General features: G+C 69.5%; 12 protein-coding genes. 6 read left to right on the top strand and 6 right to left on the bottom strand.

The window, feature by feature from the left end; all coding sequences use genetic code 11:
- Positions 1-114: 114 nt before the first annotated feature.
- Both murJ and ACFHWT_RS05200 read right to left on the bottom strand, forming a co-directional pair.
- On the bottom strand, positions 115-1,896 hold the full coding sequence (gene murJ / locus ACFHWT_RS05205; RefSeq protein WP_416593404.1) for a murein biosynthesis integral membrane protein MurJ: 1,782 nt from the start codon (positions 1,894-1,896) through the stop codon (positions 115-117).
- A gap of 55 nt (positions 1,897-1,951) precedes the next feature.
- The gene (locus tag ACFHWT_RS05200; RefSeq protein ID WP_416593403.1) at positions 1,952-3,010 is read right to left on the bottom strand and encodes a hypothetical protein; all 1,059 of its coding nucleotides are present in this window, start codon (positions 3,008-3,010) and stop codon (positions 1,952-1,954) included.
- Positions 3,011-3,069: 59 nt separating this feature from the next.
- On the opposite strand from ACFHWT_RS05200, the gene ACFHWT_RS05195 reads away from it, so the two are divergent.
- The gene (locus tag ACFHWT_RS05195; protein ID WP_416593402.1) at positions 3,070-4,575 is read left to right on the top strand and encodes a CCA tRNA nucleotidyltransferase; all 1,506 of its coding nucleotides are present in this window, start codon (positions 3,070-3,072) and stop codon (positions 4,573-4,575) included.
- A gap of 129 nt (positions 4,576-4,704) precedes the next feature.
- The gene (locus ACFHWT_RS05190) at positions 4,705-5,580 is read left to right on the top strand and encodes a hypothetical protein (RefSeq protein ID WP_416593401.1); all 876 of its coding nucleotides are present in this window, start codon (positions 4,705-4,707) and stop codon (positions 5,578-5,580) included.
- Positions 5,581-5,600: 20 nt separating this feature from the next.
- Here the strand turns inward: ACFHWT_RS05190 and ACFHWT_RS05185 are convergent, their stop codons facing one another.
- Both ACFHWT_RS05185 and ACFHWT_RS05180 read right to left on the bottom strand, forming a co-directional pair.
- On the bottom strand, positions 5,601-5,837 hold the full coding sequence (locus ACFHWT_RS05185; protein ID WP_416593400.1) for a hypothetical protein: 237 nt from the start codon (positions 5,835-5,837) through the stop codon (positions 5,601-5,603).
- A gap of 62 nt (positions 5,838-5,899) precedes the next feature.
- Positions 5,900-6,280, bottom strand: coding sequence for a hypothetical protein (locus tag ACFHWT_RS05180; protein ID WP_416593399.1), 381 nt, complete (start codon positions 6,278-6,280; stop codon positions 5,900-5,902).
- Positions 6,281-7,285: 1,005 nt separating this feature from the next.
- On the opposite strand from ACFHWT_RS05180, the gene ACFHWT_RS05175 reads away from it, so the two are divergent.
- On the top strand, positions 7,286-7,900 hold the full coding sequence (locus ACFHWT_RS05175; RefSeq protein ID WP_416593398.1) for a GNAT family N-acetyltransferase: 615 nt from the start codon (positions 7,286-7,288) through the stop codon (positions 7,898-7,900).
- Positions 7,866-8,348, top strand: a complete 483-nt coding sequence (locus ACFHWT_RS05170; RefSeq protein WP_416593397.1) for a methylated-DNA--[protein]-cysteine S-methyltransferase — start codon at positions 7,866-7,868, stop codon at positions 8,346-8,348. Before ACFHWT_RS05175 ends, ACFHWT_RS05170 begins: the two co-directional genes overlap by 35 nt.
- Before the next feature lie 100 nt (positions 8,349-8,448).
- Here the strand turns inward: ACFHWT_RS05170 and ACFHWT_RS05165 are convergent, their stop codons facing one another.
- Both ACFHWT_RS05165 and ACFHWT_RS05160 read right to left on the bottom strand, forming a co-directional pair.
- Positions 8,449-9,528, bottom strand: a complete 1,080-nt coding sequence (locus ACFHWT_RS05165; RefSeq protein WP_123607432.1) for an inositol-3-phosphate synthase — start codon at positions 9,526-9,528, stop codon at positions 8,449-8,451.
- A gap of 23 nt (positions 9,529-9,551) precedes the next feature.
- Positions 9,552-10,220 (bottom strand): PadR family transcriptional regulator, encoded by a 669-nt coding sequence (locus ACFHWT_RS05160; protein ID WP_416593396.1) that lies wholly within the window; start codon positions 10,218-10,220, stop codon positions 9,552-9,554.
- 173 nt (positions 10,221-10,393) lie between these two features.
- Between ACFHWT_RS05160 and ACFHWT_RS05155 the strand changes: the two genes are divergently transcribed.
- Both ACFHWT_RS05155 and ACFHWT_RS05150 read left to right on the top strand, forming a co-directional pair.
- Positions 10,394-10,858, top strand: a complete 465-nt coding sequence (locus ACFHWT_RS05155; RefSeq protein ID WP_416593395.1) for a DUF5318 domain-containing protein — start codon at positions 10,394-10,396, stop codon at positions 10,856-10,858.
- Between the two features lie 194 nt (positions 10,859-11,052).
- Positions 11,053-13,929 carry a transglycosylase domain-containing protein gene (locus ACFHWT_RS05150; protein WP_416593394.1) on the top strand — a complete coding sequence of 959 codons (2,877 nt, stop codon included), beginning with the start codon at positions 11,053-11,055 and terminating at the stop codon, positions 13,927-13,929.
- The last annotated feature ends 85 nt before the right edge of the window (positions 13,930-14,014 follow it).

The raw sequence follows: 14,014 nt of genomic DNA, 5'->3' as shown, positions 1-14,014 counted from the left end.
CCGACACCGCCCGTAACGAGGATCCCGGTTCTGAGTTATCCACAGGCGCTGACCTGGTGTCGAGCGTGTCCGACCCGGTTATCCACAGGTCGGTCCACAGGCTGATCTCGCCGGTCAGCGGCCGAGGCGACGGCGCACCATCGCCAGCACGTCGACGATCTCGCGGATCCGCAGGACCACCGCCAACCCGAGGTAGACCAGCCCGACTGCGGTCCCGCCGACCACGAGCTGCAGGATCGCCAACGGCTGGCTCGGCGTGTCGCCACCGGGCAGCAGCGTGACGACCAGCCAGCCGGCCAGGGCGGCACCGCCGGCCGCCAGCGCCACCTTGCCGAAGGTGACCATGATGCCGCCGAACCCGATCCGACCGACTCGGCGGCGCAGCAACCAGGCCGACAGCACCGCCGCCGCCAGGTACGAGACCCCGTTGCCGATCATCAGGCCGGCCGCCGCGAACTGCACCGACAGGGCGACGAACAGCCCGATCTGGACGAGAATCCGCAGCGCCACCACCGGAATGTTGATCAACGCCGGGGTGCGGGTGTCCGGCAGGGCGTAGAAGCCGAAGGTGAAAAGCTGACTGACCGCGAACGGCACCAGGGCAACCGCCGCCGCCAGCAGCACCACGGCGGTGGCGTCGGCGGCTTCGGTGTCGAACGCGCCGTACCGGAACAGAGAAAAGGAAACCGGGGTGGCCAGCACCGCGTAGCAGACGGCGATCGGCGCGAGTACCGCCGTCACCGTCCGGGTGCCGCGCGCCAGGTCGACGGCCATGTCCGAGTAGCGGCCGTCGGCAGCGGCCGAGCTCATCCGCGGCATCAGCGCGGTGATCACCGAGACGGCGATGATGCCGTGCGCCATCATCAACAGCAGGAACACGTTGTTGTAGATCAGCGGGCCGGCTTCGTCCTCGTCGCCCGCCCGGTTCAGCAGGTTGAACACCACTACCAGGCCCAGCTGGCTGACCGCCACGTAGCAGAACATCCAGACCCCGAGCCGACCCAGTTCGGCGAGGCCCAATTGGCCGAAGTCGAACCGCCAGCGCCACCGGAAACCGACCTTGCGCAGCGCCGGGACCAGGCCGGCGGCCTGCACCACCACGCCGAGCAGGGTGCCGCCGCCGAGCAGCACGATCCGGCCGGGGGTCATCTCGCCCGGTTCGATGACCCGGGCACCGAAGATCGCGATGTACGTGCCCAGGGTGGCGATCACCACCAGGTTGTTGAGGATCGGCGCCCACATCGGCGCCGCGAAGTGCCCCCGGGTGTTCAACAACGCACTGACCAGCGCCGACAACCCGGTGAAGAAGATCATCGGCAGCATCAGGTACGACAGCAGAGTGACCAGGTCACGGAACTCCTCCGTGGTGCGGTCACTGGAGTAGAGCAGCGTCAGCAGTGGCGCTGCGGCCATCGCGACCAGGGTGGCGACGGCCAACGCCAGCACCGCCAGCGACAGCAGCCGCTGCGCGTACGCCTGACCGCGGTCCGGGTCCGACTTGCGCCGCCGGACCAGCACCGGCACCAGGACGCTGGTCAGAATCCCGCCGAGCAGGAACTCGTAGACCATGCCGGGGAAGATCTGCGCCGTGGTGTAAGCGTTGCCGACCAACGATCCGCCGAGCGCCGCCGCCAGCACCAGCGTCCGCAGAAAACCGGTGCCCCGGCTGACCAGGCTACCCAGCGCCATGACCGCGCTGTTGGTGGCGGCGCTGCCGCCCTCCTGCGGTTCCTGCCCCGCCGGGTCCGGCATGGCCGCCGGCGGCTCGGACGGTGGCGCGGTCGACTCCACCACCGGCTGACCGCCCGGTCCGACAGAGATCAGCGTCGCGCCGTCCGGCTCCGGGCCGCCCCGACCGGGGTCGGCGTTCGTGCTCCGGTACAACCCGCCACTCATCGGACCTCCACCCCGCCGGTACGCCGGAACCGCCGCGCCGGACGCAGGCTCGAGCCTATCGGCCGTCGTCGTCGGCCGGGACGATGCCCGCCAGTGCGTCGACCACCCAGGCGGCCTCGGCCGGCACCACCGGCTCGGTCAGCGCGTCCAGCACGGTCGGATGGTCGCAGCCGGCGTCGGCCAGCGTCCGACCGAGCACCGGCACCGCCGCCAGGTCACCGGTGTCGCGGGCCCGCCGGGCCAGTTCGGCCACGGCCGGAGTACGCAGCCACGGAGTGTCGAGCAGCCGGCGGTGCCGGGACGCCGCCCGGCGTACCAACTCGGTGACCTCGTCGAACGGGAAAGACTCGGCGCCTAGGACGCGCGCCGGTGTGCCGGGGCCGTCCGGCTGCCCGGCGGCCACCCAGCCCCAGCCGGCGGCGTACCGCCAGCGCGTCCGGGCACCGTGGTCGAGATGGTCACGCACCAGCCGGGCCACCGACTCGTCGTCGAAGATCCGGGGGTCGACCGTGGCCGGTGCCGGCCACCAGGACGGGTCGGCGAACAGCTCCAGCGGCGGCTGCACCGGACCCGTCGTCGCCCGGGCCGCCGTATCGGTGCCGTCCGGGTCGCCCGCCGGACCGTCGCCAGTGATCGCCGGGCCATGAGGTGCCGCCGCGCCATCGGTAACCGGCGGGTCGTCGCGGCGTAGCGCGCGCAGCGCGGTGGCCAGCATGGTAGCTGCCCGGTCCGCTTCCGGCGGGTCACCGGCCGGTGGTGCGTACCGGTGCAGCAGCGCTACCAGCAGACCGGGATGTGGCCACGCCGGATCGTCCAGGGCGAGCAGCCGGCCGATCAGGTCCAGCTCCGCCCAGCGCAGCACCGCCGCGTACGGCCGGCCCGGATCCAGCCGGGCCAGCGGCAGCGGCTCGGTCGCTCCCGGCTGGCGCAGACCGAGCAGGCATTCGCCGTACCCGAGGTCGATCTCCAGCACCAGGCCGTAGCCGTCGGCGACGGGCACCATGACCCGGGTCTGCGCGTGATGGGCCGGTACGGGTCCGTCCACCGGCGGCAGGTACGCCGCCCAGAAGGTCGGATCGGTGGTCAGGCTGGCCAACGGTTCGGGAATCGGCACGGTGACTCATCCTGCCCGGCGGGGGCGGCGACGGCCACAGCGGCTACTCTGGCGATCCCATGTCCGAAACCTCCGCGCCTCGCGCCACCGATGCTCGCGCCACCGTCGAGTCGCCCACTGCGGCGACCCCGGGTGACCTGACCGCCGTGCAACGCAACGCCGTCGCCGAACTGCTCCGGGTCTCACCGGTCGCCGACGAACTGGGCAACCGGTTCGCCGCAGCCGGCCACGAGCTGCACCTGGTCGGCGGCTCGGTCCGCGACGCGCTGCTCGGCCGACTCGGCAGCGACCTGGACTTCTGCACCGACGCGCACCCGGACCAGACCCTGGGGGTGCTCAAGGGCTGGGCGGAGGCGATCTGGGAGACCGGTCGCGAGTTCGGCACCATCGGTGCCCGGCGGGGCGGGCTGACCCTGGAGATCACCACCTACCGGGCGGAAGCCTACGACGGGGTGACCCGCAACCCGGTGGTCGCCTACGGCACCAGCCTCGCCGACGACCTGCGGCGGCGCGACTTCACTATCAACGCGATGGCGGTCAGCCTTCCCGAGCACCGGTTCACCGATCCGTACGGCGGGGTCAGCGATCTGGCCGCGAAGATCATCCGTACCCCGGGGACACCGCAGGACTCGTTCGGCGACGACCCGCTACGGATGCTGCGGGCCGCCCGGTTCGCCGCGCAGCTGCGGTTCGCCGTGCATCCGGACGTCCGTGCGGCGATGGCCGCCATGGCGGCCGACCTGGACCGGATCACCGCCGAGCGGATCCGGGACGAGTTCAGCAAGCTGCTGTGCGGCGCCGACCCGGTCGCCGGGTTGCGGCTGCTGGTCGACTCCGGGCTGGCCGACCGGTTCCTGCCCGAGCTGTCCGGGCTGCGGCTGGAGATCGACGAGCACGCCCAGCACAAGGACGTGTACGAACACACGTTGACCGTGGTGAGCAACGCCGTCCGGCTGGAAAGCGACGGCTGCGACTTCGTCCTGCGGATGGCGGCACTGATGCACGACGTCGGCAAGCCGGCGACCAAGGCGGTCGGGTCGGACGGCCGGGTCAGCTTCCACCACCACGAGGTGGTCGGTGCCCGGATGACCCGGCACCGGATGAAGGCGCTGCGCTACCCCAAGGAGGTCACCACCCAGGTGGCCAAGCTGGTCGGCCTGCACCTGCGGTTCTACGGGTACGGCCGGGGCGAGTGGACCGACTCGGCGGTCCGCCGCTACGTCACCGACGCCGAGGATCTGCTGCCCCGACTGCACAAGCTGACCCGGTCCGACTGCACCACCCGCAACCGGCGCAAGGCCGCTGCGCTGGCCGCCGACTACGACGCGCTGGAGGAGCGGATCGCCCGGATCCAGGCGGAGGAGGATCTGGCCCGGGTCCGGCCGGACCTGGACGGCAACGCGATCATGGAGCTGCTCGGCGTACCGCCGGGACCGGTCGTCGGTCGGGCCTGGCGGCACCTCAAGGAGATCCGGCTGGAGCGCGGGCCGCTGGACCGCGACGAGGCCGAGGCGGAGTTGCTGCGGTGGGCACGGGCCGAAGGGATCCTGCCCGACGCCGGTTAGCCATCCGTCGCGCCCGGACCGGTGGTTACCGGGCGTTGTGCCGCTCGACTACCGTCGCAGGACGGACGGGTGCGGCGATCTTGCTGGCGGTCGCGCGCCACCGACAGCTGATCAACCGGGAGGGCCCAGATGCAGCCGTGTGCGGTCTGCGGCGGTACGTCCGTCAACCAGGCCGGCTACTGCCTCCAGTGCGGCACGTTCCGCGGCGTTCCGTCCAGCCCGGCCGGCTACCCCGGACACCCGCCGCAGCAGCCGCCGGCACCGGTCTACCCCGGCAGCGGTGCGCCGAGCTATCCCGGCAGTGGGGGACCCAGCTACCCCGGCAGTGCGCCGCCCGGCTACCCGGGCAGCGGCGCGCCGGGCTATCCGGGCTACCCGATGGCGCCGCAGCCGCCCGACCGCGGTCGGTCCTACCTGGTCCCGCTGGTGGCCCTCGGCGCGACGTTCGTCGTGCTGGTGGCGGCGATCGGCGTGGTGATCGCGGTCCGCGGCATTGGCGACGGCAACCGGGTCACAGCCGATCCGAGCCCCAGCGCGTCCGCGACTTCCAGCGCCTTGCCGACTCCGAGGAAAGCCTCGCCGCTGGTCGACCCCTGCGTGGTCGGCACCTGGCAGGTGGACTCGTACGAGGAGGACATCGCGCTGGAAGAGCCGTTCGGCAAGACCAGGTTCAGCGGCGTCGGCACCGGTGCCCGGGTCGAGTTGCGCGAGGACGGGTCGGGCACCACCGACTACGGCGACGGCACCACCTTCGAAGGATTCGTAGCCGGGACCGTCGTCACCCTCACCATCAGCGGACGGATCACCTACAGCTTCCGTGCCCTGGACGGCACGGTTTCCTTCAGCGACGTCGACGCGGACGGCACGGTCACGTTGAGCGCCTCGGGTGTCGACTCGGAGAGCCAGGCCCTGGTCGTCGAGTTCGACCCGGCCAGCTACCAGTGCGACGGCGACACCATGACGCAGCGTACGACGCTCTACACCGCAGAGATGTCCAAGCGCTGACCGTCGGGTGACCGATCCGCTCAGCAGTCCGCTGTCCGGTAGCGCCGCGCCGGCCAGGTTCCGTAGTAGCGCTCGCAATGGATGTCCTGCACCCACGGGTCGGACGCAAGTGACATCAGCTGTGACCGCAGCTCGTGGTCGCTGTCCACGATGATGCTCTCGACGTAGTCCTCACGGAGGAGCCGTCGTGGGCCCCAGGTGACCTGGAGCCGCCACCGTCGGTCCAATTTCAGGTCAAGTACCCGGGTCTGGGACATTAGTGGGATCCTTCCTGATGGAATCGGGGACGCCGTCGACAGATGGCGGGCGCCGAGGGCGGTCAGCCTGGTCGGCCGGAGCGCCGGCCGGCTCCTGCGCGCGGGTGGGGCGTCGGTGCCAGGAGACGCAGCCCGACGAGGAAGACGCAGACCCCGGCCAGAGCCGCCGCTGCCAGGGTCAGCCACCAGTACGGCACGGATGCCGCGCGGCACACTACGGCCGCCACGACCGTGGTGAGCAGAGTCGACGCGCAGACAATCGCCAGGTTGATCGTTTGGTGGAGTTGTCCCTTGACTTCAACAGCGCCACTCAGGGTCAGTAAGTGATTGCGAGCGGTGACCATCATCTTGTCGGGCTGTATCGGGACCTGTTCAGCCTTGGCGCTGGGCTCCTCGTGTGCGAGGTCGATCTCCCGGGTGTCCCGCTGGGCTCCGTCTGCCATCCGTACTTCTCGCATCCTCGTAGCAGAAGTGAACTGAACGTGATCGGTCTTCGTGTAGCAGTCTATGCAACTGAGAGTGCTCCCTGAGGCGCGCGACACGCTGACGATACACGCATGAAGCACGTATCTTGCTGCCACAATCCGTTCGATCCCGAGGTGATCTCAACATCACGCACCGTAGTCTTCTTCCTGAGTGACCATCGAGTCGATCCCTGCTGGCCCGCTGTGGAGCGCACTCAACCGCTCTGGGTGAAGCCGGAGGTCCACCTGTCGTGGTCACGGGCTGTGGGATGTAGAACTCGAGATTGATTCGCAACTCAGGAGGCGCTAACTTGACCAGACCAAGATCTAGCAGGTTGGCGGATGTCAGATCGTGTGTCTGAGGTGCATCACTCGTACGTAAGAGGGGCACATATTCGATGCAGATGTGGCATCATCTACAACGTACGCCCGTTCGGTTACCCTGAGTAGTGTCGTGCGCAGGGCCCAGTGTCCTGATTGTCGGGACGACGTCCGTGACCAGCTCGTCGCGCAAAGGAGACAAGCAGTCATGAGTCCACTACCAAATGCTCCTGACGGAGTGCGGTCGGCCGGATCGGATCGGCCCTCGAACGGTTCGACCGACCACACCGGTACTGGAGGCCGCCGCGAAGAATCATCCGCAGGCGGGACCGCTGCAGTCGGAGCGCTGACCCGCGTGACGGCGAACTTCACTCCGAGGGCGATCTCGGCCTTAGAGAGGATCGCAGGTGAGACCGGCGATTCCAAGACCGACATCCTCAACCGGTCGGTGCTGCTCTACGACGCGATCCTCGATGCGGTCGAACGTGAGGGCGGTGCCCTGCACATCACCTACCCGGACGGCACCCGGGAGCGGTTGCGGTTCATCGGCTGAAAAAGATCTTACCGAGCGCAGGTCCGAATGCCGGTCGCGCTGCGTGCCAGGTGACGACGGCGGGGACCGGACGGGCCGTCCAGCCGCCGGCCCGGTGGGACAATCGGTGGGTGCAGGTGCTCGTCCGCTCGGTGCTGACCACCGCCGATTTGGCCGCGATCCGGCTACTCGACACATCGTTCGTCGCCACCTCGATGTACCACGTCGTCGCCCGTGACAACGGGTTTACGCTGCGGGAGGTCCCGGTGTCGCCGCCGGTGCGCAAACGGTACGACCTGACCGAAGGAGTCACCGAGGGCGGTCGGCCGTGGGACCTGTACGCGCTCGCGATCGCCGACGACCAGCCGGCCGGCTTCATGGCGACCACCTACCAGCGGTGGAACGGGCGGCAGGTGGTCAACGAGCTGCACGTGGCCCCGACGTACCGTCGGCGCGGGGTGGCCCGGGAACTGATCGGCATCGCACAGGTCACCGCCCGGGAGAACGGTGCCCGGGAGATCTGGCTGGAGACCCAGAACGTCAACGTCGCGGCGGTACGCGCGTACCGCCGGCTCGGTTTCACCCTGACCGGTATCGACACCACCCGCTACCCGCCGCCGTACGCCGACGAGGTGGCCCTGTTCATGTCGGCTGCGGTGCCGCCCGCACCCGGTGACCCGGCTCGACAGCCGACGGGCGGACAATCGGCGGATGCGATGGGCGGTGCTGGACTCACCGATCGGTGAGCTTTCGGTGGCGGTGGACGACGTCGGCGTGTGCCGGGTGCTGTTCGGGCGTACCGACGAGGTGGTCGACACCGCGCCGACGGACCCGATGCTGCGCACGGCGCTCGACCAGCTGGGCGGCTACTTCGCCGGTGCGTCCACCGGGTTCACGGTGCCGCTGTCGGTGCGGCGCGGCACGGAGTTCGAGCGGGCCGTGTGGCGGCGGATGACCGACATCCCGTACGGCCAGACCGAGACCTATGGCGCGGTCGCCGCGGCGGTGGGCGACCCGCAGGCGGCGCGGGCGGTCGGGGTGGCCTGCAACCGCAACCCGATCCCGGTGATCGTGCCCTGCCACCGGATCGTCGGAGCCGGCGGCAAGCTGGTCGGCTTCGGCGGTGGGCTGCCCCGCAAACGGCACCTGCTGGAGCTGGAGGCGGCGGTAGCGCTGCGCCAGGCATGGACCTGAGCGGCGTCGGACAGCACCTGCCCGACGCGGCGCGGGCGGCCCCGCTACAGCGGGACCGCCCGGTGACGCGAGGTGCCGATCTGTCGGCGATCTGCCGGGATCAGCGCTCGATCTTGTTGACGATGAAGTCCTCGACGGCCTGGCGGGCGTCGTGGTCGGCGTACTGCTCCGGCGGCGACTTCATGAAGTAGGACGAGGCCGACAGGACCGGCCCGCCGACGCCCCGGTCGAGGGCGATCTTCGCGGCGCGCAGCGCGTCGATGATCACGCCGGCGGAGTTGGGCGAGTCCCAGACTTCCAGCTTGAGTTCGGCGTTCAGCGGGGTGTCGCCGAACGAGCGGCCCTCCAGCCGGATGTACGCCCACTTGCGGTCGTCGAGCCACGGCACGTGGTCGGACGGGCCGATGTGCACGTCGCTCTTGGCCATCTCGTGCGGCACCTGGGAGGTCACCGACTGGGTCTTGGAGATCTTCTTGGAGACCAGCCGGGTGCGCTCCAGCATGTTCATGAAGTCCATGTTGCCGCCGAAGTTCAGCTGGTACGTGCGCAGCAGCTCGACGCCCCGGTCCTCGAACAGCTTGGCCAGTGCCCGGTGCACGATGGTCGCGCCGACCTGGCTCTTGATGTCGTCGCCGACGATCGGCAGCCCGGCGTCGGTGAACTTCTGCGCCCAGGTCGGGTCCGAGGCGATGAACACCGGCAGGGCGTTGACGAAGGCGCAACCGGCGTCGATGGCGGCCTGCGCGTAGTGCCGGGCGGCCTGCTCGGAGCCGACCGGCAGATAGCAGACGACTACCTCGGCGCGCGCGTCGCGCAGCGCCTGGGCGATGTCGACCGGCTGCTGGTCGGATTCCTGGATGACCTCCTGGTAGTACTCGCCGACACCGTCGAGGGTGGGGCCACGCTGCACCAGCACCCCGGTGGGCGGTACGTCGCAGAAGGTGATGGTGTTGTTCTCGCTGGCGTTGATCGCCTCGGCGAGGTCCATGCCGACCTTCTTGGCGTCCACGTCGAACGCCGCGACGAACTCCACGTCCGAGACGTGGTAGTCGCCGAAGGTGACGTGCATGAGACCCGGGACGCGGTCGTTGGGGTCGGCGTTGCGGTAGTACTCCACGCCCTGGACCAGGGACGAGGCGCAGTTTCCGACACCGACGATGGCGACGCGGACGGAGCCCATCGCGTTTGCCTCCTTCTTGTTCTTCACGGCCGCTCCGGCTCGTCTCCGGGCTGTCCGGGCGGAGCCTCCCTGGTCTGTCCAGGCGGGGGCGGATCGTTCTCTGCGGGTTCGAACTTCATGGGATCAGGGTGGCCGGTGCGTGGGGCCCGGCCGGACCGCTCGCTGGCGATCAGCTCCTCCAGCCACCGGACCTCGCGTTCGCAGGCGTCGAGTCCGTGCCGCTGGAGTTCGAGGGTGTACGCGTCGAGCCGCTCCGCGGCTCGGCCGAGCACCTCGCGGAGCCCTTCCCGGCGCTCCTCGATCTTGCGCCGCCGCCCCTCCAGGATCCGCAGCCGGGTGGCCCGGTCGGTCCGGGAGAAGAAGGCGAAGTGCACGCCGAACCCGGTGTCCTCGTAGGTCTCCGGGCCGGTCTGGGCGATCAGGTCGGCGAACCGTTCCTTGCCTTCGGCGGTGATGGTGTAGACGACCCGGCCGCGGCGGCTGGTCAGCGCCGGGATCTCCGCGTCGGCGGTCGTGGGGTCGTCGGCTTCGGCGATCAGGCCGTTGGCCTGCAGCCTGCGCAGGGTGGGGTAGAGCGAGCCGTAGCTGATCGCGGCACGGATCGCCCCGAGTTTGGCGGTGAGTTCCTTGCGGAGCTCGTAACCGTGCATAGGGGACTCCTGAAGCAGGCCGAGGATGGCGAGTTCGAGCACGCTGCCCCTCCTACCTCGTGGTCTACCCGGCTTCGTCGACTCGATGTATCGAGCCGATACATCGACACGGTAGACGGAAACCAGACACCGGGCAAATGGTTCCTTGCGTACGGTCGGCTACTGATCGTGACCGTGGTCGCCAAGGTCAGCGGGGACCGCGTACGCTCGTGGCCATGCGTTCGCAGCGTCAGGTCGTCGACTACTCGCTTCAGCGGCGAGCCGTGCTGCGCGAGGTGTTCTCCGGCCGGGTGAGCAGCCACGAGGTCTGTGATGCCTCGCCTTACCTGAAGAGCGCTGCCCGGTTCCACGGCGAGCCGACCGACGAGAGCTGCCCGATCTGTCACCGCGAGAACCTGACCCACGTGCACTACATCTATGGCGATGAGCTGAAGCAGTCTGCCGGACAGGCCCGAAACCGGGCCGAGTTGTCGCTGCTGGCGATGACGCTGCGTGAGTTCCAGGTGTACGTCGTCGAGGTGTGTCGCGTCTGCAACTGGAACCACCTGGTGGAGCAGTATCTTCTCGGCCGGGACGGACTAGGCGCCGCCGGCGGCGACGGCGAGGCTGACGACGCGGTCGCCGTGTCCGGCGGCGGCCGTCCATCGATGACCAAACGAAGGCGAGAGGCCCAACGGTGAACCTGATTGCCCGGTCGCTGCGTAGGCACCAGAGAGTAGGCAGGGCAACGTTACTGGTTAACCGGACAAGTCACGATATTTCTGATGAAGTGGCTTTCGGCTGCTGGTGTCGCTCCGGCACCGGTAGTGGGCCAACTCACGGCAGACCGGTGGTGGCGCTGGAGCGCACCACCGCAACCGGCAGGGTGTGACACATGAACTCGTACGGCGACCCCAACTCCGCCCACGGGCGTGCCTACAGTCCAGGCAGCGGTGGCGGATACGGATCCGAGCCGGATGACTACCACTGGGCCGGGGCGGACGACGCCGGGCCGGCCCGCGGCCACTCCGCGCGGGACGACTCCGAAGCAGGTTGGCACGGCGGACCGGCCAACCCCGGTACCGGTCGAGCCTCGGTCGGTGGCCGTGCTCCGGTCAGCGGCGCCTCCGCCGGACGGGCCTCCGCCGGACGAGCGTCGGTGGGCAGCGCATCGGTCAGCGGCGGCCCAGCCGGTCGGGCCTCGGTCGGTGGCCGTGCTCCGGTCAGCGGCGGCGCCCCGGTCGGTGGCAGCGCCTCGGTCGGTGGTGCCGCTGGCCGCGCCGGAGTCGGCCGGGCGACCGTCGGGCGGGCCAGCGTACGACCGGTCTCGCCGGCCGGTGGGTTCGGCGGCGGTCCGGGTAGTCCCGGCGGTCCGGGTGGTCCCGGCGGTCCGGGTGGCCCGTCCGGACCGGGACGCCGTGGCCGGGGCGGGCGCAGCGGCGACCCTGCCGCGGCGAAACGGGCCAAGCAGCGTCGGCGGATCAACCTGCTGATCGCGTCGTTCGCGGTCCTGATCATGCTCACCGGCGGTGCGGTCGTTGGCGGCACCTACTACTCGACGACGGTCACCCTGCCCGAGGAGCTGCCGCTGCCGCTGGCCAGCACGATGTACGCCAGCGACGGCACCACCCGGATCGCCAAGCTGGGCGAGTTCAACCGGGTGTTCGTCACCGTCGACCAGATCCCGGAGCACGTGCAGCGGGCGGTGGCCTCCGCCGAGGACCGCAAGTTTTACGAGCACTCCGGCGTCGACTACGTCGGCATCGCCCGGGCGGCCTGGAACAACTTCACCGGCGGCACCCGGCAAGGTGCCTCGACGATCACCCAGCAGTACGCCCGCAACGCGATGGACCTGCAGGAGGTCTCCTACGCCCGGAAGGTCCGCGAGGCGGTGCTGGCCTCGAAACTCACCGACCGGTACGACAAGTCCGAGATCATGGGCTTCTACCTGAACACCATCTACTTCGGCCGCGGTGCCTACGGCATCGAGGCCGCCGCGCAGCAGTACTTCGGCAAGTCGGTCGCCGACCTGTCGGTCGCCGAGGGCGCGGTGATCGCAGCGGTGATCAAGCAGCCGGAGCCGGACGCGTCGACCGGGCACCAGGGCTACGACCCGGCGGTCAACGAGGGCGAGGCCAAGGCCCGCTGGGAGTACGTGATCGGTGGCATGGTCGAGATGGGCTGGCTGCCCGAGGCCGAGCGACCGACCGAGTATCCGGAGATTCGGGAAATCGACCCGAACAGCTGCATCATCGACTGCGGGATCAACACCCCCGAGGGCAACGTCATCAACTACGTCCGCGACGAGATGGTGCAGATGGGCATCTGCACACCGGACACCTGCTCACAGGAGCTGCGGCAGGGCGGCTACCGGGTCGTCACGACGATCGACCCGAAGATGCAGGACGCCGCGGAGAAGGCGATCTGGCGTAAGGCCAAGGGGTCGGCCATGGAGGGCCAGCCGGAGAACCTGATGGCGGCGATGGTCGCGATCGATCCGGAGACCGGCCGGGTGCTCGCCTACTTCGGCGGCGACAACGGCACCGGGCACGACTACGCCGGCCGCAACTACGAGAACGGCCAGTGGACCGGCGGCCACTCGCCCGGCTCGACATTCAAGATCTACACATTGGCCGCCGCCCTGGACAACGACATTTCGGTCGACTCGCACTGGACGGCCAAGCCGTTCAAGGTCGAGGGCACCGAGATTCAGGTGCAGAACGCCGGCCGGAACGCCAGCTGCGGCGAGTGGTGCTCGCTGGACTTCTCCACCGTCCAGTCCTACAACGTGCCCTTCTACCACGTCACCGAGCAGATCGGCGCCGACAAGGTGGTCGGCATGGCCAAGGCGGCCGGCGTCGCCACCATGTGGAACACCGCCGACAACAAGCCGTACGACCTGACCACGGCCGACCCGAAGGAGGTCGCCCCGTCGCCGTTCTTCAACGTGGTCGGGTACGGGCAGTACCCGGTGACGGTGCTCGACCACGCCAACGGGGTGGCGACGTTCGCCAACCGTGGGGTCTACAACAAGGCCCACTTCGTGATATCGGTCGAGAAGAAGAACCTGGTCAGCGGCGAATGGGTGACGGCCGGAGGCGAGCAGCTCAAGCCGGAGCAGCGGATCCGGCAGGAGGTCGTGGCGGACCTGACCGACGTGCTGACCCAGATCCCGGACAACATCGGCAAGGACCTCAACGGCGGGCGTCCGGTCGCCGGCAAGACCGGCACCTGGGAGCTCAACGAGTCCAGCGGCGAGAACGGCGACGCCTGGATGGTCGGCTACACCCCGCAGATCGCGACGGCGGTGTGGGTCGGCAACGTCGGAGACCGCAAGGCGATCCGCGACAAGAACAACAACAAGATCGGTGGTAGCGGACTGCCCGCCACCATTTGGCAGCGCTTTATGAACGAGGCACACAAGGGGATGGACGTCGAACAGTTCCCGGCTGCCCGGGAGATCGGCAGCGTCGACGCCGGCAACGGCAAGTCTCCGGCCCCGCCGCCGCCGGATCCGCGACAGCCGGGACAGGGCGGGATCTGTGACGGTCCGCTGGGCGACCTGTTCTGCCCGGGCGGCGGGAACAACGACGGGAACAACGACGGCGACCAGGGCGACGACGGCGCCGGTAACCCCACCAGAACTCCTGGTAACGGGGCTGACCCGAACGACGGTGACGACCAGGGTGGCGACGGCGGCATCGGGTTCGACTTCGGCGGTGGTGCCGGCGGCACCACGGTGCCGCCGACGCTGCCGCCGCCGACACGCTGATCGACGGACGTAGATCACCAACCACCGCGCCGGCCGGTGACCAGGTCAACTGACCTGGTCACCGGCCGGCGCGGTACATCGGTGA

Origin of the sequence: Micromonospora sp. LOL_021, from assembly GCF_048060215.1 — a bacterium.
In the GTDB taxonomy this organism is placed as follows: Bacteria; Actinomycetota; Actinomycetes; order Mycobacteriales; family Micromonosporaceae; genus Micromonospora_E.
Note: the sequence above shows the minus strand (reverse complement) of the source record. Positions and strands in the feature narration are given on the sequence as shown.

What these genes read in the sequence shown, in the direction of transcription:
- ACFHWT_RS05170 (WP_416593397.1), top strand. Translation starts at nt 7,866, where the DNA reads ATGCGATGGGCGGTGCTGGACTCACCGATCGGTGAGCTTTCGGTGGCG.
- ACFHWT_RS05190 (WP_416593401.1), top strand. Translation starts at nt 4,705, where the DNA reads ATGCAGCCGTGTGCGGTCTGCGGCGGTACGTCCGTCAACCAGGCCGGC.
- ACFHWT_RS05195 (WP_416593402.1), top strand. Translation starts at nt 3,070, where the DNA reads ATGTCCGAAACCTCCGCGCCTCGCGCCACCGATGCTCGCGCCACCGTC.
- ACFHWT_RS05185 (WP_416593400.1), bottom strand. Translation starts at nt 5,837, where the DNA reads ATGTCCCAGACCCGGGTACTTGACCTGAAATTGGACCGACGGTGGCGG.
- murJ (WP_416593404.1), bottom strand. Translation starts at nt 1,896, where the DNA reads ATGAGTGGCGGGTTGTACCGGAGCACGAACGCCGACCCCGGTCGGGGC.
- ACFHWT_RS05165 (WP_123607432.1), bottom strand. Translation starts at nt 9,528, where the DNA reads ATGGGCTCCGTCCGCGTCGCCATCGTCGGTGTCGGAAACTGCGCCTCG.
- ACFHWT_RS05155 (WP_416593395.1), top strand. Translation starts at nt 10,394, where the DNA reads ATGCGTTCGCAGCGTCAGGTCGTCGACTACTCGCTTCAGCGGCGAGCC.
- ACFHWT_RS05180 (WP_416593399.1), bottom strand. Translation starts at nt 6,280, where the DNA reads ATGGCAGACGGAGCCCAGCGGGACACCCGGGAGATCGACCTCGCACAC.
- ACFHWT_RS05150 (WP_416593394.1), top strand. Translation starts at nt 11,053, where the DNA reads ATGAACTCGTACGGCGACCCCAACTCCGCCCACGGGCGTGCCTACAGT.